Source organism: Paenibacillus sophorae, from assembly GCF_018966525.1.
Classification (GTDB): Bacteria; Bacillota; Bacilli; order Paenibacillales; family Paenibacillaceae; genus Paenibacillus_AQ; species Paenibacillus_AQ sophorae.
This window is the reverse complement of the sequence record NZ_CP076607.1, coordinates 4030218-4050263: the sequence shown is the minus strand read 5'-3', so window position 1 is coordinate 4050263 and position 20046 is coordinate 4030218. Positions and strand designations below refer to the sequence as shown.

The following is a 20046-nucleotide window of genomic DNA, read 5'->3' as shown; positions in this document are numbered from 1 at the left end:
GAGGAATGAGGAGAAATGATCGATAATATCCAAGGCCTGCTTCTGGATCTGGACGGTACACTTTATCACGGCGGCATCATGATTCCGGGAGCGGATAAATTGATTGCCGGACTTAGAGGAAAAGGAATCCCGTTTCTGTTCGTAACCAATAACTCGTCACGAACGCCGGCAAATGTCGCCGCTCATCTCAGCGCGATGGGGATTGAAGCGCAGGAGCAAGAAGTCTGCACTTCTTCGCTGGCGGCGGCAAGATATATCGCCGAAGAATCACCCGGGGCGGCAGTGGCGATACTTGGGGAAGAAGGGCTGCACCGCGCATGCGAAGAAGCGGGTCTCCATATCGTAACCGATTCGCCGCAGTACGTTGTCCAAGGCATTGACCGTTCTTTTACATATGATTCTCTAACCCGTGCGGCGCGCTGGATCACCGGAGGAGCGGCCTTTGTGCTAACCAATCCGGACTTGATGCTGCCCTCCGACGACGGTATGATGCCCGGAGCGGGCACACTGGGGGCGGCGATCGAAGCCGCAAGCGGTGTAAAGCCGGTTATCATCGGCAAGCCGCACCGCCATCTAATGAGTTACGCAACATTGCGGCTGGGCATTGATCCCAAAGACACCATCGTTGTCGGCGACAACATGAGAACGGATATTGCCGCGGGAGCGAATGCCGGCTGCCGGACAGTGCTTACGCTGACCGGTGTGACGACGAAAGACAATCTGGAGCAGTACAAGGAGTGGACCGGGGTATCTCCGGACTTTATTTGCAGTAATCTGGCTGATCTGCGCGCCCTGCTTGGTGTATAATGGCAGAGCTGCATTTCACAATAGGAGAGGACGATGAATTATGCCGGAATTTCCGGAAATGGAGAACTACCGCAGGCTGCTCTCGAAGCATATCGTCAATTTGCCGATCACCGGAGTGACGGTTAATAGGGAGAAATCGATAAATGTGGAGCCGGAAGTGTTCGTCGAGAGACTTGTCGGCGCACGCATAGTTTTTGTGGAACGTAGAGGTAAGCATCTGGTGTTCCATCTGCATGACGGCCGCCGGCTGCTGCTGCATCTAATGCTTGGAGGGCTGCTGTTCTACGGAACGGAGGAAGAACGTCCGGACCGCAGCACGCAGGTGGAGATCGCCTTCGGCGACCGGATATTGTATTTTATAGGCTTGCGCCTTGGCTACCTGCATCTATTATCCGTCAAGGAGACAGAGGCGGCCCTCGCCAAGCTGGGTCCCGAGCTGCTGGACCGGCGGATGAACGAAGATCGGTTTGCCGAACTGCTGAAGGGCAGGCGCGGGGCGCTCAAAAGCCTGCTGGTGAACCAGCAGGTGTTTGCCGGAATCGGCAACTGCTATGCCGACGAAATCGCCTACGAAGCGGCTCTGCTGCCATCAGCTCCCGTTCAGGGGCTGCCGCCGGAATCGATAACCCGTTTGTACGGTGCGGTTCGCAAGGTGCTGAGCGAGGCGGCAGACTTCGGGGGCTACATGGAGATGCCTTTTATGACCGGAGATACGGTCACGGGCGGCTATAATGACCGATGCAAGGTATACGACCGGGGTGGCGAGACCTGTGAACGCTGCGGGGGAACGATCGTCAAGACGGAATTGTCCAGCCGCAAGGTCTTCTACTGTCCGGATTGTCAGCATGAACGCTAAGCCCTACATCGGGGCGCATGTCAGCATACGGGGCGGTTACGCTCAGGCTGCAAGAGCGGCATGGAAGAGCGGCGCGGGCTGTTTTCAATATTTTCCGAAAAATCCCCGGAGCTTGCAGCTTAAGGTCGTGGATACAAGGGATGCGGGAGAGTGCGTGTCTTTTTGCCGGGAAAAAGAAATGCTGTCTATCGCCCATACGCCCTACCCCACAAATCTCGCCGCCGGAGATACGGATGAACCAAGCAGGGAAGTGATGGTTCGGTCGCTGCTTAACGATTTAGAGATCGCAGAAGCCTGCGGATCGCTGGGGATCGTCGTGCATTTTGGGCATTTTCAGAAGCTGCCGCCGTTACAAGGCTATCAAAATATTATACAATGTATAAATGAAACGCTTCAGTCTTGGACAGGGACGGCCAAGCTGCTGATTGAGAACCAGGCGGGAAACGGCGGTTTCGAGGGAACGACGCTGGAGGAGCTGGTCAAGATCCGCGAGCTGAGCTGGTTCCCTGAAAAAATCGGGTTTTGCTTCGATACATGCCACGCCTTTGCGGCAGGCATATGGAATCCTGAGCGCAGCGGCGATTTGCTGGAGTCGGGCTTCAAGCTGGATTACTGGCCGCATTTGGCTGCCGTTCATCTCAACGATTCCCGGTATCCTTTTTCCTCCAAGAGGGACAGGCATGCCGGGGTGGGCAGAGGCCAAATCGGCGAAAAAGGACTGAAGGAGCTGCTGATATCGGAGCCGCTGCTTGGCAAACCGGCGATATTGGAGACCGAAAAGGGAACGGACGGCACGCACAAAGATGAAATTGCAGCGGTTCTGTCATGGTTTGAAGCGTAAGCGAAAAAAGAGGCGATGAACGAAATGATCCATGTGTTTATGGACGATTACAGGCGGGTTCCCCAGGGATTTACGCTTGCCCGGACGACGGAGGAATGTCTGCTGCTGCTTCGCGAATGCGAGGTCGGCGTCCTCTCTCTCGACTATGATATGGGTCCGGAAGACGAAACCGGGGGATACGTAGCCAAAACCATTGTTCTTGAAGCGCTGTTCCCCAGGGAGATTTATCTGCATACCTCGAGTGCGCCGGGAAGAAAAGAAATGTTCGAGCTCCTATACCCGGCAAGACCCGAAGAAACGGCGGTCCATTACGGGCCGATGCCGGAGGAGAAGCTTCGCGAGATGGCTTCGGGAGCTTTTGGATCATGAAGGAAATGAATGAACACGAACTGCTGGAGGCGATCGGCCGCAGCGGGACACACCTTGCCGTCTTCCTGGAGACGCCGCTCTGCGGTACATGCAAAGTCGCCCGCCGCATGATGGATGTCGCTGAACATCTGCTTCCCCGGGATTATGCGCTTGTTTCCGGCAATGTTAATCTTCTCCCAAGCATCGTGTGGCAGTACCGTATTGCCAGCGTTCCGGCGCTGCTTGTATTTGACGCAGACCGAGGCCGTCCGCCGCGCATTCATTATGCGTTATATTCGGTGGAGCGTGTGCTGGAATACATAAGGAGCGTGAATTGATAATGATTTCTTTACAGCATATTACCCTGCGCAGGGAGCAGAGCCTAATTCTGGACGAAGTATCTCTGGATATTAAAGAGGGCGAGAATTGGGTGATCCTCGGACGCAACGGTTCGGGCAAGACGACCTTATTGGAGATGATGACCGGCTATCTGTTCCCAAGCAGCGGCACGGTCAAGGTGCTCGGCCACACCTACGGCCAGGTTGATTTGCGCGAAGTGCGCAAGGAAATCGGCTACATTGGGCCTTCGCTAATGGAGAAGCTGACGCTCCGTGATCCCGTCTGGGAGGTGGTGGCCACCGGGGCATACGCCTACCTGCGCTTTTATCAGCAGATTCCCGGTGAGATTAAGGCCAAGGCGATTGCGCTTTTGGAAGACATGAATATGGGCCGTCTGGCTAATCATACCTTCGGCACGCTGTCGCAGGGAGAACGCAAGAAGGCGATGCTGGCGCGCTGCCTGATGGCGGACCCGAAGCTGCTCATTATGGATGAGCCCTGCGCGGGACTGGATCTTTATGAACGGGAAAAAATGCTGGCTGAGGTGGACAAGCTGAACCGCCGGGAGGTAACCGTCGTGTATGTCACGCATCATGTCGAGGAGATTGTGCCGCTGTTTACACACGTAGCGCTGATCCGTGAAGGCAGGCTGGCCGGGGCGGGACCGAAGAAAGAAGTGCTGACCGGAGAGATGATGCTTGCCGCCTATGAGCTTCCCGTGGAGATCGAATGGGAGGAAGAGCGTCCCTGGATAAAAATAAAACGTGGAGGTTCATCCATTTGAACGAGCTTAACCCCAACTTAGAACAAAGTCCGTCTCCTTCGGTAAGCGAGACGGTTTCAAGATACATTTGCACCGCCAATCACGGCTTTGCCCCCTATGCCCAGGAGGAACTGCGGCGCCAGTTCGGCTCGGTCAAGAGTACGCTGCTGCTGCCAGGAGAAATCTTCTTGGCTACGCTTCAGGCGGAGCCGGAAGAAGTCGCGAGGCGTCTTGAGGAGAACCCGCCAATATTTCTGCGCCATATTCAGCCGGTCCAGCTGCAGGACGAAGGCGGAAGCGAAGCGCTGGAGCGGCTGGCGGTTTATTTGAGCCGCCGAAGTGAGCTCCAAGGGGAGCGGATTGCCATACAGGTGCGCAAGACCGATGATTCGTTCTGGCGCGAAAGTCCGGGCGAGCTGCGTGAATGGCTGCAGGCCAAGCTTGAAGGCGTCGCAGCCGAATTTACCGTGCAGAGTCCGGCATGGATCGTCTCGGTCTATGCGGCCTCGAACGCGCTGTACGCTGGGGCTTCCCGTCCCGAGGACAATTTAAGCGATTGGAACGGCGGAGCGATCCGTTTCCGCCGCGAGGACGGCCAAATTTCACGGGCGAAGTTCAAGCTGATGGAAGCGGAGAAGGAATTCGGCATTCCATTCGGCAGCTTCCGGCGAGCGCTCGATATCGGGGCGGCGCCCGGCGGCTGGACGTCGTTCCTGCTGGAACGGGGCCTGGCGGTGACAGCCGTCGATCCGGCGCGCATGCATGAATCGCTAAAGGATAATCCCGCCCTAAAAGTGCTGCGCAAAAATGCCGGAGAGGTCAAATTCAAAGAGAATGAATTTGATCTGCTCGTCTGCGACATGAGCTGGAGTCCGAAGCTGATGGCCAAGCTGGTGACTGGACTGCTGTACAGCCTGGCACCCGGAGGAACCGCGGTCGTCACCTTGAAGCTGATGTATAAGAAGCCGCTGGCTCTGATCAAAGAGATTACAGCTATGTTTGAAGCCGAGCGAATGCAAATTCAGCGGGCCAAGCAGCTGTTTCATAATCGGGACGAAATAACACTTTATATGATTAAATATTAATGGCATGTCCTATATGATAGTTCTGGGAAAGCATCCCGCCGAAGTGAACCGCTAAAGATGCGGCTTACGGCAGCGGGGTGCTTTTCTTTATTTAAATTTGGTGCTGGAGGAGAAAGAAAATGCGCTATAAATCAAAGCTGAGACCCGGGCAGATCTTGGATGGCCGATACGCCATTGCCGGCATTATCGGATCGGGGGGAAGCAGTCATGTGCATCTGGGGGAGGATTTGCGTCTGCCCGGCAAGCGCTGGGCCGTTAAAGAATGTGTGACGGAAAATCAAGATTATGGAAACGTTCAGGCCGAAGCGGAGCTGCTGATCAGTCTGGATCATAGAAGGCTTCCCCGAGTCGTCGATTTTTTTCCGCCGGATGAAGACGGCTACTCCTATCTCGTAATGGACTATATCGAAGGCTTGACACTGAGCCGTTATATGGATTCTGTAGGCGGGAAAATTCCGGGAGAGACTTTGCTCCTGTTCGCCAAGCAGCTGCTGGAGGTGCTGCAGTATCTTCACGGGCATCGCCCGCCTATCGTCTATCGTGATCTGAAGCCCTCGAACATTATGCTGGCTCCGGAAAAAGGGCTGATGCTGATCGATTTCGGGATCGCCCGCAGGCATAGGGGCGGCGCGGAAGAAGATACGGTCAAGCTGGGTACGGTCGGCTTCGCCGCTCCGGAGCAGTACGGGAGCGGCGAGAGCGATCACCGCTCCGATCTGTACGGATTGGGGGCGCTGCTGCTGTATTTGGCAACCGGAGGCAAATATAGCGTATGGGCAGCGGGAATGGAACGCAGGCTGGAGGGACGACTACCCGATATGCTGGTTCCTGTGCTGCGGCGGCTGCTCCGGCCAAGGCCGGATGACCGATACGGCAGCGCGGAAGAAGTGCTACGAATACTAGAGGGTGTCAAAGAGGGCTCATCCGCCGGAATACGGCAGCAAGAGTTTGCGCGGACAGCACTGCCTGCCCAGGGCAAAGCGCAAACCGTGACGCTAATGGGGACGGCCTCTGGCATCGGCACCACGCACACGTCTCTGGCGGCTGCACGTCTACTTGGCCGCTTTGGTCCAGTGGCTTGGGTCGATTATGCTCCCGAATCGCCTGTATACGGACGGATAAGATCATTAGCCGAAGCTTCCGGCAGGCCTATTCCATCCGAGGAAACGGAAGGTCCTTTAGATGTAAACGGCATTCATTGCTGGAAACGCCCTGAGGATGGCACTCTGGAGGAACTTGCTGCCCGCTACCGATACATTGTCCTTGATATCGGCAGCGGGGAGTATGAGGGAGCGGGAGCTGAATTCGCCCGAGGCGACATTCCCCTGCTGCTTGCGTCGGGGGCGGATTGGCGAATGGAGGAGACGCTCCAATGGCTCCGCCGCAGCGGCTGGGGGCCGGGCAGCGGCTGGAAGATCGGTCTTCCGCTGGCGGGAGTCCATGCCGCCGATCTGCTAAGGCGGACGCTGGGAGTCCGGGAAGTGTACGCCTTGCCTTTTCAGCCAGATCCCCTCGCAGTCGGCGGAAACCTGGAATCGGAACTTCGCAGCATGCTCGCCGGTATATTGGAAAAAGGAAGCAGAAGGAAAAAAGGGCGCTTTTTTCAGCGTAAATGAAAAAGAAATGTAAACATTTATATTTCGGAAAACGGGATTTTTATGCTAAAATTAATCGTTGTATGCCTTGCGGAATATCCATGATTTTAAATATAGATAGGAGCTTGCGGAGAATTTATGAGTTTACTTACTGTAGAAGACGTTGCCCACAATTTTGGGGACCGTCAGCTGTTCAAGAATGTATCGTTCCGGCTGCTCGCGGGCGAGCATGTCGGTCTGGTGGGAGCGAACGGTGTTGGCAAGTCGACACTGATGAATATTTTGACGGGAAAGCTGCTGAAAGACAGCGGCAAGGTGGAATGGACCCCGAAGGTCCGCTATGGCTACCTTGACCAGCACACGGTTCTGACCCCGGGTAAGACGATACGCGATGTGCTGAAGGACGCGTTCTTGCCGCTGCTTGAGCTGGAGCAGGAAATGATGGGCATTACCGAGAAAATGGCCGACGCCTCGCCGGAAGAGCTGGAGCTCTTGCTTGAGCAGATGGGCGAAATCCAGGAGCAGCTTGATATTGGCGACTTCTATTTAATCGACGTTAAAGTGGAGGAGATGGGCAACGGTCTCGGACTGTCCGCGATCGGACTGGACCGGGACGTGGCGAGCCTTAGCGGCGGACAACGGACGAAAGTGCTGCTGGCCAAGCTGCTGCTGGAGAAGCCGAACGTGCTGCTGCTTGACGAGCCGACCAACTATCTCGATGTGGAGCATATCGATTGGCTGACCAATTATTTGAAGCAATATCCGTATGCATTCATCCTGATTTCTCATGACACGGAGTTCATGAACAAGGTCGTCGATGTCGTCTATCATCTGGAATTTGCGAAGCTGACGCGCTATACAGCCAATTATGAGAAGTTCCTGGATATGGCGTACATCAATAAGACGCAGCATATTGACGCTTATGAGAAGCAGCAGGAATTCATCAAAAAGCAGGAGGATTTCATCCAGCGGAACAAGGCGCGGTACTCGACGTCGGGACGGGCCAAGAGCCGGGAGAAGCAGCTTGAACGTCTGGAGCGGATCGACAAGCCGGAAGAAGCCGTCAAGCCTACGTTCCAGTTCAAAGAGAGCCGGGCAAGCGGCAAGACGGTATTTGAAGGCATTGACTTCGAGATCGGCTATGACCGTCCGCTGCTGCCCAAGCTGAACATGACGATCGAACGCGGGGAAAAGATCGCTATCGTCGGCTGCAACGGGGTCGGCAAATCGACGCTGCTGAAGACGATTCTGGGCGTTATTCCGCCGCTGAACGGGAAGACCTACCGGGGCGACTTCCTGCATCCCGCCTATTTCCAGCAAGAGGTCAAGGCTGGCAACATCACGCCAATCGACGATGTCTGGAATGAGTTCTCGAGTCTGAATCAGCATGAAGTACGGGCCCATCTGGCGCGCTGCGGCCTGAAGAACGAGCATATTACCCGTCCGCTCAACATGCTGAGCGGGGGCGAGCAGGCGAAGGTCCGGCTGTGCAAGCTGTTGATGCGTGAGAGCAACTGGGTTCTGTTCGACGAACCGACGAATCACCTGGACGTTGTGGCGAAGGATGAGCTGAAACGGGCGCTCAAGGAGTATAAGGGCACCGTTCTGCTCGTTTCCCACGAACCCGATTTCTATGAAGATTGGGTAACCAAAACGTGGAACGTGGAGCAGTGGTCCACACAATCCGTCTAGCACGCGCTACAGCTTTGCCCAGAATTTAAACGAGAAGTCCGGGAGACGGCGAATAGGCGCCGTATTTCCCGGACTTTTGAATATAGGAAGGGGACAAACGGGATGGAGAAAGATCAAGATAGAGAAAATACGGCTTCCTCGGCCGCCGGAAGAGAAGGGCGTTACTCCCGCCAGGTTCGGTTTGCACCCTTTGGCGCGGAGGGCCAGCGGAAGCTGGCAGGATCGAGCGTGCTTGTCGTTGGAGCGGGAGCGCTTGGAACGGGCATTGCCGAGACGCTGGTCCGCTGCGGAGTCGGACGAGTCGTCATTGCCGACCGGGACTATGTGGAATGGAGCAATCTGCAGCGTCAGCAATTATACACGGAAGAAGATGCCGAACGCCGCATACCCAAAGCGGCGGCAGCCAAAGCAAGGCTGTCGGCGATTAACTCCGAAGTGACGGTCGAGAGTCATATCATGGACGTTCGCGCGGAAGAACTGGAGGCTCTCGTACCGGGAATCGATCTCATTATGGACGGTACGGATAATTTCGATACCCGGCTCATCCTCAACGACATTGCCCAGAAGCATGGCATTCCATGGATATATGGCGCCTGTGTGGCAAGCTACGGAGTTACTTATACCTTCATTCCCGGCGAGACGCCATGCCTCAACTGCCTGCTCGGCACCGTTCCGCTTGGCGGGGACACCTGCGACACGGCGGGCATTCTGCCGCAAGCCGTGCAGATGGTCACATCGAACGCAACCGCCGAAGCGATTAAGCTGCTGGGCGGGCGCAAGGAGCAGCTCCGCCGGAAGCTGCTTACATTTGACATCTGGCGAAATGAGTACCAGGAAATCGGCGTCGGCGCCGCCCGCAAGGAGCACTGCCCTTCATGCGGCAAAGATCCGGTGTATCCGTATCTGTCCGCGGCGAACACGGAGCGCAGCGACGTGCTCTGCGGGCGGAATACGGTGCAGATTCGTCCTGCGGTCCGAAGCTCGATTTCGCTTCCCGACACCGCGCATAGGTTGTCCAGGCTGGGACTTGGCAAGGTGGACATCAATCCGTATCTCGTCTCCTTCAATGACGGGGATTACCGGGTCGTCGTATTTGGGGACGGGAGAGCGCTTGTTCACGGAACGAATGACATATCGGCGGCGAGGAGCGTCTACCACCGCTATTTTGGATAAAAGAACAAACACGGCCATCCGCTTAGGAATGGCCGTTTTATTTTAGGGAAATCTAGACCTATGCAGCGCCGGATTTCAATACAGGCATAGCCGGCGGATATGGGGGATTTCCGTGGATGAGATGATCATTTGGTTCTTCCCTGAAGGGAAGGAGGGACGCGATTTTCAAGGTGCGACGCAGGGACCGGTTAACGATCGGAGCGCAATCGAACGTGCGCTCCATGATACGGGACTGACCGTAGTGAGAATTACGGATGTAGAGAGCCTTCGGGACCGCCTTGGGCAGCGGGACGCCGCATTGCTCTTAGCGGAGATCCCGGAAGGCGGGAAGTGGGAAGGCTGGAATCCGGTGATAAGCGTTCGGGAGAACGGCAAATATCTCCCGGTACTGGTTATTTCCGGCCTGCAAGGCGGAGACTCGGCCGAAGCCGCATTCAAGGCGGGAGCCAACGACTATATGGCTCACCCGCTGCATCCCGGCGAGCTTCGGTGCCGGATCGAGAATTTGCTGGCGCTTACGAGCAGACGGCGAGCGAGCGGTACGCTTAAGCTAGGTGGTCTGACGCTTGAGCCGTCCCGGCGGCGGGCCGTCCGCGACGGCCGGGATTTGAGGCTTACCGCCAAAGAATTTGCGCTCCTCTATTATCTGGTTGCCAACAGCGGCGAGATTTGCTCCCGGGAGAATATTTTACGTCATGTTTGGGGATATGATTTTCACGCCGACACCAATGTGACGGATGTGTACATCCGCCATCTCAGGTTAAAGGTGGATAAGGGTCACCGCCAGAAGCTGATCCACACGGTCCGCGGCGCCGGTTATGTAGTAAAGGCGCCGGAAATGGCGCCATATACGTAAGTTTATACGGCCAGACAGCCAGTACTGGGCAATTACAGAACGCGGCGTGCTTTCAGATACGTTCTTTTCCAGTTGCCGGAGTTCAGGTCGGAAATCGTAACACCCGGAGAGCCGTAAGTGTGCAGAATTTTTCCGCCCCCAGCATAAACCGCCACGTGGGTAACGTTACTGCCGTTAGCGCGGCTGCCGCTGGAGAAGAATACGAGATCGCCAACGCGGAGATTGGCTTTAGAGACGGCTCTGCCCACTTTGGATTGCTTTACCGAAGTGCGGGGCAGGGTGACGCCGTATTTGCCGTAAATATATTTGGTAAAGGAAGAACAGTCAAAATATCGGGTCGTCTTTGTGGTAACGCCAAATTTATAAGGTGTTCCCATATATTGTTTGCCTAAGCTGACAATTTTCGTGCCTGTTGTCGACACCGATGCGGCTTGTGCGGTCGGTGTTGCTTCACCGCTCGCCATGACTCCGCCAAATCCGATGGCTGTACATACTCCAACAACAAGTACTTTTTGAATCAGAGTTGCTTTATTCATGTAATAGTACCTCCAAAGATGTTTGTCCAAGTAGTTGTCTTGGCTGTTCGTAGTATATCAGGTTTGAAACGGCCTAAAATTTGGATGGATTGGCCCAAAGTCATAGCAGACCGGTAGTGTAAGCGTTATATTAAAATTGCATTAAAAGTTACAAAAAATTAATCTTTACAAATCCCTATATACAAAAAAAGACGGATAAACCCTTGTAGTTAAAGGGAATCCGCCTTTTCCGGAATGGCTATTAAAGTTACAAAGATGTTTTTAATTTTACGAAATTCAGCTTAGTCTTTACTCTGAATAATAAGCAGAAGTCCGCTCAGGATCGTAACGGTCCCTGTGGGTGAGACCAGCCGGTTGCTGATTCCGAGAGATTGGCCCAGTTTAAGCGTTGCGTTGGTTAATGGATATTGAAAACCCTCGAGTGTAATCCCAGTGACTTCCGGAGTCACGGGCAGCAGGGAAACATAAGTATAGCCCCGTTCCTGTACAATGGCTTGGGAGCCAGTAATCGTGACATAATTATTGAGATCCATGATCGAGCAGCGGATCTGGCGCTGAAGCACCCGGGTCATCATCTGGATGCTGGCCAGGGTATGATCAAGCCGTGTTCCGGTAACACCGAAGAGCAGAATGTCCTCAGGCTGCTGTTCAAGAGCAAGATCCAATGCAAGCTCGCTGTCGGTTAAATCTTTATCAACGGGGTCGCAGGCAATCACTCTTGGGACTTGTTCTTCAATCAGATTGAACTCTTCCGGAGAGATGGAGTCGAAATCGCCTACGGCAATATCAGGAATAACGCCGTGAGTAACGAGAAACAGCGCTCCGCGGTCGGCGCCGATAATGAAATCTTCTTTGTCTAGCTCCCGCAAAAACTGCTCGGATAGCTCTCCGCCGGCAAAAATAACGGTTCTGCGCGCTGGCATCACAAACCTCCTCCCGCTTTGATTCAAAGTTTTTGTAATCCTGACCTAGTATAAAGCACAATGAAAGGTTGTACAATTGGGGGTGGCGAAGATAAAATGGGTAAGGTGCCTCTCAGACGCATCCTGGACAAGGTACGGAGAGAGGAAAATGCTGAATAATCAGGGGGTAGAAACTATGCTGCATGTGCTGTTCGTCTGCCTGGGGAATATTTGCCGTTCTCCTATGGCGGAAGCGGTCTTAAGAGACAAGATCGTGAAGGAAGGCTTGGAACAAAAGATATCCGTGGATTCCGCCGGTACCGGCGACTGGCATATCGGGAAACCGCCGCACGAGGGGACAAGACGAATGCTGGACCTGTACGGTATCAGCTATGAAGGAATGGCTGCGAGGAGAGTAAGCAGCGAAGACTTCGGTAAATTCAACTATATTATTTGTATGGACAACTCAAACGCAGTCAATGTGCGCAAACTGCCCGGAGGACAGGATGCGAAGCTCATGTACTTTATGGATTTGCTGCCGGACGATGAGCATAAGGAAGTGCCGGACCCTTATTTTACAGGCGACTTTGAAGAAGTGTATGAACTGGTTGATGCGGGCTGCGGGGTTTTGCTGGATAAGCTGAAACAAGATCTGTCACTAAAGTAGAAGAAGAGGGCTAGGGTTCTCTTCCTTTGCCCTTTTTTGAAAGCGTAATCATTAGACCCGAAGAATAAATTGTTAGAAGTTGTTCACTATTTTGGGCATTCAAGTCCTGTTCAGGTGTTTAAAAAATACAGTAGCGATTCCGGCAGCTCCTTTTGCCAAAAGCCCCATAAATGGCGTCCGTCTTTCTCCCGGTAATCCACCTTGGCGCCGCGTTCCTCTAGCAGCTTCTTCGCATCCCGGTTGAGCTGCACAAAATCATAAACACCCGTGTCGGTCTTATAATCTCTTTCCTGGAGGCCAACGACCATGTTGATTTCAAGCCACGAAAGATCGGTTTCGTCCTCAATCCATTCCAATGTGAGAGGATAGAACGCGCCTGAAAGGCTGAGCACGCGGGTGAAAAGCTCCGGGTAACGGAGGGCAAGATGGAGCGAGACGCTTCCCCCAAGCGAATCTCCGGCGACAATCCGTTCGTGCGGCGAGCGGCGGACAGGATAATTTTGCTCGACATAGGGGATAATTTCTTCGGCAAAGCAGGCAAGGTACTGGTCGAACCGGGTGCCAAAAGGTGCATATTCCTGAGTTCTGACGGGAACATTCACTTCAACCCCAACAATAATGAAGGGTTCTACGTCTTCTTCGAGAATCAGCTTGCCTGCTATAGTAGCGATTCGGCCGAAGTTAAAAAACTCCTCCCCGTCCTGGCAGTAGACTACGGGATAGCTGAGCAGCTCGTTGTAGCCCGGAGGAAGATATATGCGCAGCTTGCGGTCCTCTTGCAGGCTTTCACTCCAAAGGGTATGTTTTACAATTGTACGTTTCAGAAAAACAGAATCATCCATGTTTCATCAGGCACCTTTCCTGTCGGATTTTGCAATGCTTTCGGCAATGAGTTAAAATGAACTTTGTGGCAAAAATCATTTACATGTTGAAAAACTGCATTTCTGTTATACAAAATATACAGTCCTGTTATACATACAAAGTTTACGTGGGTATAAATTTTATGCGTAATTCTTTGACGAAAATGACGAAACAGGTGTATAATAATTCTATAACAGAGGCAGGCAATATTCAAATTGTTATTCAAATTTTTTTGCTGAGGTGAAGATAATGAGTAAAGTTCCTTACGAGGTTTATACAGAGGACGTTGAGGCTCTTACGGTCCTTTCTCCGGCTGGAGAAGTGATCAATAAAGATAAAATGCCCGCTCTTACCGATGATCAATTAAAAGAAATTGCTTACCGCATGATTTTCACCCGCACTTGGGATGATCGTGCTGTTAACCTGGGCCGTCAAGGCCGTCTTGGTTTCTACGCCCCGACTTCCGGACAGGAAGCGACAATGGTCGGCAGTGAATTCGCTCTTGAGAAGGAAGACTTTGTATGCCCAGGCTACCGCGATATTCCGCAGCTCGTCTGGCATGGTCTGCCTCTTCATCAGGCGTTTCTGTACTCCCGCGGCCATCAGCACGGCGGTGAAATCCCCGAGGATGTCAGCGTGCTGCCTCCGCAGATCATCATTGGCGCTCAAATTCTGCATGCCACCGGCATTGCCATGGGCTTTAAATTGAAGAACCAGAAGAATGTCGCCATTACCTATACCGGTGACGGAGGCTCCTCCGAAGGCGATTTCTACGAAGGTCTTAACTTTGCTGGACGATTCAAGCTGCCGGTCATTTTCTTTGTGCAAAATAACGGCTACGCCATCACAACTCCGTTCGCTAAGCAAACCGCTTCCAAGTCGATCGCCCATAAAGCGGTTGCTGCCGGCATTACCGGCGTAAAAGTAGACGGAATGGATATTTTTGCGGTCATTCAAGCGGTCAAAGAAGCCGCTGAGCGTGCCCGGAACGGAGAAGGGCCTACACTGATCGAAGCCGTTACGTACCGTTTCCGTCCGCACTCCTTGTCCGATGACGCCAGTAAATACCGCACCAAAGAGGAAGAGGGTCAATGGAACGAGAAGGATCCGATTGCCCGTGTGGTTAAATATTTGGAGTCCAAAGGCCTGTGGAGCGATGAAGATACGCAGCGTGTGAAGGACGAAGCGAAGGCGAAAGTGAACGAAGAAATCAAGCTTGCGGAAAAAACCGAGAAAATGACGATCTCCGGCCTGATCGACAGCATGTTCGAAACGACGCCGAAAGATCTTGAAGAGCAAAAAGCCGATTTTGAATAAGGAGGAGTACTGGCTATGGCACAAATGAATATGAAAGAAGCGATTCGCGACGCGATGCGCGTCGAATTAAAACGTGATCCGAATGTCCTGATCTTCGGCGAAGACGTCGGCCATGTAGGTGGCGTGTTCCGGGCAACGGAAGGATTGCAGAGTGAGTTCGGCGAGGAGCGCGTATTCGATACGCCGCTTGCGGAATCCGCTATTGGCGGTCTTGCTGTGGGCCTTGGCGTACAAGGTTTCCGGCCGATTGCCGAGATCCAGTTCGTCGGCTTTATTTTTGAAGCGCTGGACCAAATGGTTGTTCAGGCTGCCCGTCTGCGCTACCGGACCGGCGGCAAATACAACGCTCCTATCGTCTTCCGTACTCCGTTTGGCGGCGGCGTCAAGGCGGCCGAGCTGCACACCGACTCCCTGGAAGGTCTGCTTGCCCAGAGCCCCGGCATCAAGGTTGTCGTTCCTTCCAATCCTTATGATGCGAAGGGACTGCTGATCGCGGCTATCCGCGACAATGACCCGGTATTTTTCATGGAGCATTTGAACCTGTATCATGCTTTCCGCACTGAGGTTCCGGAAGGTGACTATACAGTTGAAATCGGCAAGGCCAACGTCGTTCGCGAAGGCTCCGATGTTACGATTATCGCTTACGGCTTGATGGTACATACGGCCACCAAGGCTGCCGATGAACTTGAGAAGAGCGGCATCAAAGCCGAGATCATTGACCTGCGCACCGTCAGCCCGATCGACATCGACACGATTGTGGAATCCGTGAAGAAGACGAACCGTGCCATTGTGGTGCAAGAAGCCCAAAAGAGCGCCGGCGTCGCTGCCGAAGTTATTGCGCAAATCAACGAAAAGGCGATTCTGCATCTCGAAGCCCCTGTTCTGCGGATTGCAGGACCGGACACGGTATATCCGTTCGCCCAAATCGAAGACACCTGGCTGCCGAATCCCGCCCGCATCATTGCCGGCGTGAAGAAAGTTCTGGAATTTTAATCGTTATTTCTCATAGAGGAGGTTTTCGATCGTGACAAAATTCAATTACCCGTTCCCCGAGCTGGGCGAAGGCCTGCACGAAGGCGAAATCATCAAGATGCACATCAAGGCCGGGGATAAAGTGACCGACGAAGACATTATTATGGAAGTGCAGAACGACAAGGCGGTCGTCGAAGTTCCTTGTCCTGTTAACGGAACCGTTCTGGAAGTGCTCGCCAAGGACGGCGACGTGTTCCGCGTAGGCCAGACTGTTGCGGTTATCGACGCCGAAGGCGACATTCCGGAACAGGAAGGCGGCCATGCCGAGGAGCAGAGCGCGCAGGAAGCCGATTCGGCCAAAGGCAGCGCGGACACGGCTTCGTCTCCGGCGGCATCCAGCCCGGCTGACGCGAAAGCGGGCGAAGCCGGCGGTGCGGAAGCCGTTCCGGTGCCGAATCGCGATGTTCTGGCTACGCCGAGCGTGCGCAAATTTGCCCGTGACAACAGCGTGGACATCTCCAAGGTGAACGGCAGCGGCAAAGGCGGCAAAGTCACCCGTGAGGACGTCGAAGCGTTCCTGAATGGCGGCCAGGCGGCAGCAGTGGAAGCGGCCTCCGAAGCGGCTCCAGCAGAGAAAGCGGCGGCTCCCGCAGCTGCGGCAGCTTCCGGGAATGTGAGCCTCGAGGAAGAGCGCGTACCGTTCAAGGGCATACGCAAAGCGATTGCGAACGCCATGGTCAAATCGGCTTATACCGCTCCGCACGTGACGATTATGGACGAAGTGGATGTAACCGAGCTGGTCGCTTTCCGCACACGCATGAAGCCTGTAGCCGAGAAGAAGGGCGTGAAGGTAACCTATCTTCCGTTTATCGTCAAAGCGCTTGTTGCGGCTTCCCGTCAGTTCCCGGCGCTTAATGCGACCATTGACGAAGAAGCGAATGAAATTGTGTACAAGAAATACTACAACATCGGTATTGCTACCGATACAGAGAACGGCCTGATCGTTCCGGTGATCAAGGATGCCGACCGCAAGAGCATCTGGATGATCGCGTCGGCGATCAGCGATCTGGCAGCCCGCGGCCGCGAAGGCAAGCTGAGCCCGAACGAAATGAAGGGCAGCACGATTTCCATCACGAACATCGGCTCCGCCGGCGGCATGTTCTTTACGCCGATCATTAACTTCCCTGAAGTGGCTATCCTGGGAACGGGTCGCATCAGCGAGAAGCCGGTTGTGAAGAACGGCGAGATCGTAGCCGCTCCGGTTATGGCTCTTTCCTTAAGCTTCGACCATCGCATTATCGACGGCGCAACCGCGCAGAACTTTATGAACTACATTAAATCGCTGCTCGCAAATCCGGAGCTGCTGGTTATGGAGGTGTAATATATGGTAGTGGGAGACGCTTCACTCGATATTGATACATTGGTAATTGGTGCAGGTCCGGGCGGATATGTGGCGGCCATCCGGGCTGCCCAGCTCGGACAAAAGGTACTCATCGTGGATAAATCCGAAGTCGGCGGCGTGTGTCTGAACCGCGGATGTATCCCGTCCAAAGCGCTGATCTCGGCGGCTCACCAGTATGAATCCGCGAAGCACGGTGAAGCGTTCGGCGTAAGCGCCGAGAACGTGAAGGTGGACTTCACCAAGACGCAGGAGTTTAAGACCAGCGTCGTCAAGAAGCTGACCGGCGGTGTCGCCAGTCTGCTGAAAGGCAACAAGGTTGAAGTGTTCAACGGTGAATGCATGTTCATCAGCACAACGGAAGCGCGCGTATTTAACGACCATGAATCGCCGCGTTACCGTTTCAAGAACTGCATTATCGCGACCGGCTCCCGTCCGATCGAACTTAAGCCGTTCCCGTTCGGCGGACGTATTCTGTCCTCCACCGAGGCGCTTGAGCTGCCGGAAATTCCGAAGAGCCTGATCGTCATCGGCGGCGGCTACATCGGTGCCGAGCTCGGCCAAATGTACTCCAAGTTCGGCACCAAAGTGACGATTATCGAAGGCATGGATACCGTACTGCCGGGCTTCGACAAAGACATGACCCGTCTTGTAGCCAAGAACATGGCTAAGACCGGCATTGACATCGTGACGAATGCCAAAGCGGAAAGCGCGGCGCAGACTGACAAGGATGTAACTGTGAAATACTCCGTTGGCGGCGAGTCCAAAGAAGTAACGGCTGAATACCTGCTCGTAACCGTAGGCCGCCGTCCGAACACGGATGGAGAACTGGGACTTGATCTCATCGGCGTTGAGCTTGATGAGCGCGGACTGATCAAGGTCGACCATCAGGGCCGCACCAACATTCCGAACATCTTTGCTATCGGCGACGTAGTGCCAGGACTTGCGCTGGCCCACAAAGCTTCCTACGAAGGCAAAATTGCCGCCGAAGCGATTGCGGGACATAAGTCCGCTGTCGACTACAAAGTTATTCCGGCCGTCGTGTTTACCGATCCGGAATGCTCCAGCGTCGGCCTGACGGAGAAAGAAGCGAAGGACAAAGGCTTCAAAGTGAAATCCGGCAAATTCCCGTTTGCGGGCAACGGCCGCGCCCTATCCCTGAATAATGCGGACGGCTTCATCAAGATTGTCGCCAGCGAAGAGAACAATATCGTGCTGGGCGCGCAAATCGTCGGCATCGAAGCTTCCAACCTGATCGCCGAGCTTGGTCTGGCTATCGAAATGGGTGCTACGCTTGAAGATATCTCGCTGACCATTCACGGCCATCCGACACTGGGCGAAGTCGTAATGGAAGCGGCAGAACTGGTCGAAGGCCATCCGATTCATGTGCTGACCCGCTAATTATACGAACCAGAAGCTTGCATAGGCAAAGCTGACAGAAAAGGGCGAAGACGCATAAGCGTTTTCGCCCTTTTTCAAAATATGAGAATGTATTAGCTTTGCACTAATGGCATGGCCTTATCGTTCTGCCAGAAACGGTTGCCGGTTTGGAAAGATGGAGAAGCTGTTATTGCTTAAGCACTGCGGATGCTCTCCTTTTCTATAGTTTGGTATGTTACATGGGGACGTAAGTCATGGTAGAATTAGAAGAGAATATGAATGGAGGAGCGTTGAGGGCTTGCGTAAATATTTAGATCTGCTGCAGGATATATTGGATCATGGCGCACACAAAAGCGACCGTACGGGAACGGGTACTTTATCCGTATTCGGCCGCCAGTTGCGCTTCGATCTAGCGGAAGGGTTTCCGCTGATGACAACCAAACGGATTCATCTGAAATCGGTGGTTCACGAGCTTCTCTGGTTTCTGAAAGGCGAAACGAATATCGCTTATTTGAAAGAGAATGGCGTCACCATATGGGACGAATGGGCGGATGAGAACGGAGAACTGGGACCGGTATACGGCTCGCAGTGGCGCGCATGGGAAAGCGCGGATGGACGCCATATCGACCAGATTTCGAACGTGATTGATTCGATTAAGAATAACCCGGATTCACGCAGGCATATTGTAAGCGCCTGGAATGTGGGCGAGATTGACCAAATGAAGCTGCCGCCCTGCCACTTCGTCTTTCAGTTCTATGTAGCGGACGGCAAACTGTCCTGCATGCTGACGATGCGGTCGGTGGATACATTTCTCGGGCTGCCGTTCAATATTGCCAGCTACGCCCTGTTGACGCATATGGTTGCCCAGCAGACAGGGCTTGAGCCGGGAGAGTTTATATGGTCCGGCGGTGATGTGCACATTTATACAAATCATCTGGAGCAGGTGGCAACTCAGCTCTCGAGAGAGCCTTACGAGCTGCCGAAGCTTGTCATCCGCCGAAAACCGGATAGCATCTTCGACTATACCTTCGATGATTTTGAGTTTGAAGGGTACCGCTACCATCCGGGAATCAAAGCGCCTGTCGCCGTATAGCAGACATTCCGTGGGTAGATTTCAAAACTGCATGCGAGGAGGGAAGCATAACGATGAGCATTAGCTTAATTTGGGCGATGGGCGAGGACGGAGTCATAGGCAAAGACGGCGGCATGCCATGGCGGCTGCCCCGGGATTTCGCGTTCTTCAAGGCGCAGACGATGGGCAAGACGATGCTGATGGGACGGAAAACCTGGGATTCCTTAGGAGGAAAAGCGCTACCGGGAAGAACAAGCGTTATCCTGACCCGGGACGAAAGCTTCGCTCCCGAAGGGGCGGAAACCGTTCACAGCTTAGAGGAGGCTCTTGAGCTTGGCCGCGGGCAGGATGAACTGATGGTGATCGGTGGAGCGGAAGTGTACCGGATGACGCTGCCTTTTGCCGACAAGCTGATTGTTACCCGGATTAAAGAGTCTTTTGAAGGCGATACATTTTTTCCTGAAACGGACTGGAGCAAGTGGACGGAAGTATCCAGCACGCAGGGAATCCGCGATGAGAAGAATCCGTATGATTACCGGTTCGTCGTGTACGAACGTACGGAATAATCTGCGGCCCTAATCTCTT

At 53.9% G+C, this 20046-nt stretch carries 21 protein-coding genes; 18 read left to right on the top strand and 3 right to left on the bottom strand.

Annotated features, from left to right (window positions below):
- Window positions 1–15: 15 nt before the first annotated feature.
- From KP014_RS19085 to KP014_RS28925, 11 genes are all read left to right on the top strand, one after another.
- Window positions 16–807 (top strand): TIGR01457 family HAD-type hydrolase, encoded by a 792-nt coding sequence (locus KP014_RS19085; RefSeq protein WP_175491738.1) that lies wholly within the window; start codon window positions 16–18, stop codon window positions 805–807.
- 40 nt (window positions 808–847) lie between these two features.
- On the top strand, window positions 848–1663 hold the full coding sequence (locus KP014_RS19080) for an Fpg/Nei family DNA glycosylase (RefSeq protein WP_090833729.1): 816 nt from the start codon (window positions 848–850) through the stop codon (window positions 1661–1663).
- Window positions 1653–2504 (top strand): deoxyribonuclease IV, encoded by an 852-nt coding sequence (locus KP014_RS19075; RefSeq protein WP_051500384.1) that lies wholly within the window; start codon window positions 1653–1655, stop codon window positions 2502–2504. The genes KP014_RS19080 and KP014_RS19075 overlap by 11 nt, the downstream gene beginning before the upstream one ends.
- A 15-nt stretch (window positions 2505–2519) precedes the next feature.
- Complete coding sequence (locus KP014_RS19070) at window positions 2520–2873, top strand: cyclic-phosphate processing receiver domain-containing protein (protein ID WP_343223007.1); 354 nt, start codon at window positions 2520–2522, stop codon at window positions 2871–2873.
- Window positions 2874–2878: 5 nt separating this feature from the next.
- Entirely contained in the window at window positions 2879–3190 is a 312-nt protein-coding gene (locus tag KP014_RS19065) for a thioredoxin domain-containing protein (protein ID WP_246590552.1), read from the top strand.
- Between the two features lie 2 nt (window positions 3191–3192).
- A complete protein-coding gene (locus KP014_RS19060) occupies window positions 3193–3975 on the top strand; it encodes an ABC transporter ATP-binding protein (protein WP_036599630.1) in 783 nt (260 codons plus the stop codon).
- Window positions 3972–5039, top strand: a complete 1068-nt coding sequence (locus KP014_RS19055; protein WP_036599633.1) for a 23S rRNA (cytidine(2498)-2'-O)-methyltransferase RlmM — start codon at window positions 3972–3974, stop codon at window positions 5037–5039. The genes KP014_RS19060 and KP014_RS19055 overlap by 4 nt, the downstream gene beginning before the upstream one ends.
- A 119-nt stretch (window positions 5040–5158) precedes the next feature.
- Window positions 5159–6655 (top strand): serine/threonine protein kinase, encoded by a 1497-nt coding sequence (locus tag KP014_RS19050; protein WP_090833727.1) that lies wholly within the window; start codon window positions 5159–5161, stop codon window positions 6653–6655.
- A 117-nt stretch (window positions 6656–6772) separates the two neighbouring features.
- Entirely contained in the window at window positions 6773–8326 is a 1554-nt protein-coding gene (locus tag KP014_RS19045; RefSeq protein ID WP_090833726.1) for an ABC-F family ATP-binding cassette domain-containing protein, read from the top strand.
- 102 nt (window positions 8327–8428) lie between these two features.
- The gene (locus KP014_RS19040) at window positions 8429–9499 is read left to right on the top strand and encodes a ThiF family adenylyltransferase (protein ID WP_090833725.1); all 1071 of its coding nucleotides are present in this window, start codon (window positions 8429–8431) and stop codon (window positions 9497–9499) included.
- Between the two features lie 121 nt (window positions 9500–9620).
- Window positions 9621–10355, top strand: coding sequence for a winged helix-turn-helix domain-containing protein (locus KP014_RS28925; protein WP_246590781.1), 735 nt, complete (start codon window positions 9621–9623; stop codon window positions 10353–10355).
- A 32-nt stretch (window positions 10356–10387) separates the two neighbouring features.
- Here KP014_RS28925 and KP014_RS19030 read toward each other — a convergent pair whose 3' ends face one another.
- The gene (locus KP014_RS19030) at window positions 10388–10891 is read right to left on the bottom strand and encodes a C40 family peptidase (RefSeq protein ID WP_036602042.1); all 504 of its coding nucleotides are present in this window, start codon (window positions 10889–10891) and stop codon (window positions 10388–10390) included.
- A gap of 281 nt (window positions 10892–11172) precedes the next feature.
- Entirely contained in the window at window positions 11173–11814 is a 642-nt protein-coding gene (locus tag KP014_RS19025) for a thiamine diphosphokinase (RefSeq protein ID WP_036602045.1), read from the bottom strand.
- 175 nt (window positions 11815–11989) lie between these two features.
- Between KP014_RS19025 and KP014_RS19020 the strand changes: the two genes are divergently transcribed.
- Window positions 11990–12460 (top strand): low molecular weight protein-tyrosine-phosphatase, encoded by a 471-nt coding sequence (locus KP014_RS19020; protein WP_036602048.1) that lies wholly within the window; start codon window positions 11990–11992, stop codon window positions 12458–12460.
- A 110-nt stretch (window positions 12461–12570) separates the two neighbouring features.
- Here KP014_RS19020 and KP014_RS19015 read toward each other — a convergent pair whose 3' ends face one another.
- The gene (locus KP014_RS19015; protein ID WP_036602051.1) at window positions 12571–13302 is read right to left on the bottom strand and encodes an alpha/beta hydrolase; all 732 of its coding nucleotides are present in this window, start codon (window positions 13300–13302) and stop codon (window positions 12571–12573) included.
- 268 nt (window positions 13303–13570) lie between these two features.
- On the opposite strand from KP014_RS19015, the gene pdhA reads away from it, so the two are divergent.
- The 6 genes from pdhA to KP014_RS18985 all read left to right on the top strand — a co-directional run bounded on the left by pdhA (window position 13571) and on the right by KP014_RS18985 (window position 20027).
- The gene (gene pdhA, locus KP014_RS19010) at window positions 13571–14638 is read left to right on the top strand and encodes a pyruvate dehydrogenase (acetyl-transferring) E1 component subunit alpha (RefSeq protein ID WP_036602056.1); all 1068 of its coding nucleotides are present in this window, start codon (window positions 13571–13573) and stop codon (window positions 14636–14638) included.
- Between the two features lie 15 nt (window positions 14639–14653).
- Window positions 14654–15631 carry an alpha-ketoacid dehydrogenase subunit beta gene (locus tag KP014_RS19005; protein ID WP_036602058.1) on the top strand — a complete coding sequence of 326 codons (978 nt, stop codon included), beginning with the start codon at window positions 14654–14656 and terminating at the stop codon, window positions 15629–15631.
- A 31-nt stretch (window positions 15632–15662) separates the two neighbouring features.
- A complete protein-coding gene (locus tag KP014_RS19000) occupies window positions 15663–16991 on the top strand; it encodes a dihydrolipoamide acetyltransferase family protein (protein ID WP_090833724.1) in 1329 nt (442 codons plus the stop codon).
- Window positions 16992–16994: 3 nt separating this feature from the next.
- Window positions 16995–18410, top strand: a complete 1416-nt coding sequence (gene lpdA / locus KP014_RS18995; protein ID WP_036599816.1) for a dihydrolipoyl dehydrogenase — start codon at window positions 16995–16997, stop codon at window positions 18408–18410.
- 277 nt (window positions 18411–18687) lie between these two features.
- Window positions 18688–19482 carry a thymidylate synthase gene (gene thyA / locus KP014_RS18990; RefSeq protein ID WP_036599818.1) on the top strand — a complete coding sequence of 265 codons (795 nt, stop codon included), beginning with the start codon at window positions 18688–18690 and terminating at the stop codon, window positions 19480–19482.
- 53 nt (window positions 19483–19535) lie between these two features.
- Window positions 19536–20027: a dihydrofolate reductase gene (locus tag KP014_RS18985; RefSeq protein WP_036599821.1), complete on the top strand. Its 492-nt coding sequence runs from the start codon at window positions 19536–19538 to the stop codon at window positions 20025–20027.
- Window positions 20028–20046: the final 19 nt, after the last annotated feature.

Coding starts and splice junctions, on each gene's coding strand:
- KP014_RS19070 (WP_343223007.1), top strand. CDS start 2,520: ATGAACGAAATGATCCATGTGTTTATGGACGATTACAGGCGGGTTCCC.
- KP014_RS19020 (WP_036602048.1), top strand. CDS start 11,990: ATGCTGCATGTGCTGTTCGTCTGCCTGGGGAATATTTGCCGTTCTCCT.
- KP014_RS28925 (WP_246590781.1), top strand. CDS start 9,621: ATGATCATTTGGTTCTTCCCTGAAGGGAAGGAGGGACGCGATTTTCAA.
- KP014_RS19050 (WP_090833727.1), top strand. CDS start 5,159: ATGCGCTATAAATCAAAGCTGAGACCCGGGCAGATCTTGGATGGCCGA.
- KP014_RS19040 (WP_090833725.1), top strand. CDS start 8,429: ATGGAGAAAGATCAAGATAGAGAAAATACGGCTTCCTCGGCCGCCGGA.
- KP014_RS19015 (WP_036602051.1), bottom strand. CDS start 13,302: ATGGATGATTCTGTTTTTCTGAAACGTACAATTGTAAAACATACCCTT.
- KP014_RS19060 (WP_036599630.1), top strand. CDS start 3,193: ATGATTTCTTTACAGCATATTACCCTGCGCAGGGAGCAGAGCCTAATT.
- KP014_RS19045 (WP_090833726.1), top strand. CDS start 6,773: ATGAGTTTACTTACTGTAGAAGACGTTGCCCACAATTTTGGGGACCGT.
- KP014_RS19025 (WP_036602045.1), bottom strand. CDS start 11,814: ATGCCAGCGCGCAGAACCGTTATTTTTGCCGGCGGAGAGCTATCCGAG.
- KP014_RS19085 (WP_175491738.1), top strand. CDS start 16: ATGATCGATAATATCCAAGGCCTGCTTCTGGATCTGGACGGTACACTT.
- lpdA (WP_036599816.1), top strand. CDS start 16,995: ATGGTAGTGGGAGACGCTTCACTCGATATTGATACATTGGTAATTGGT.
- KP014_RS19005 (WP_036602058.1), top strand. CDS start 14,654: ATGGCACAAATGAATATGAAAGAAGCGATTCGCGACGCGATGCGCGTC.
- pdhA (WP_036602056.1), top strand. CDS start 13,571: ATGAGTAAAGTTCCTTACGAGGTTTATACAGAGGACGTTGAGGCTCTT.
- KP014_RS19075 (WP_051500384.1), top strand. CDS start 1,653: ATGAACGCTAAGCCCTACATCGGGGCGCATGTCAGCATACGGGGCGGT.
- KP014_RS19065 (WP_246590552.1), top strand. CDS start 2,879: ATGAATGAACACGAACTGCTGGAGGCGATCGGCCGCAGCGGGACACAC.
- KP014_RS19030 (WP_036602042.1), bottom strand. CDS start 10,891: ATGAATAAAGCAACTCTGATTCAAAAAGTACTTGTTGTTGGAGTATGT.
- KP014_RS18985 (WP_036599821.1), top strand. CDS start 19,536: ATGAGCATTAGCTTAATTTGGGCGATGGGCGAGGACGGAGTCATAGGC.
- KP014_RS19080 (WP_090833729.1), top strand. CDS start 848: ATGCCGGAATTTCCGGAAATGGAGAACTACCGCAGGCTGCTCTCGAAG.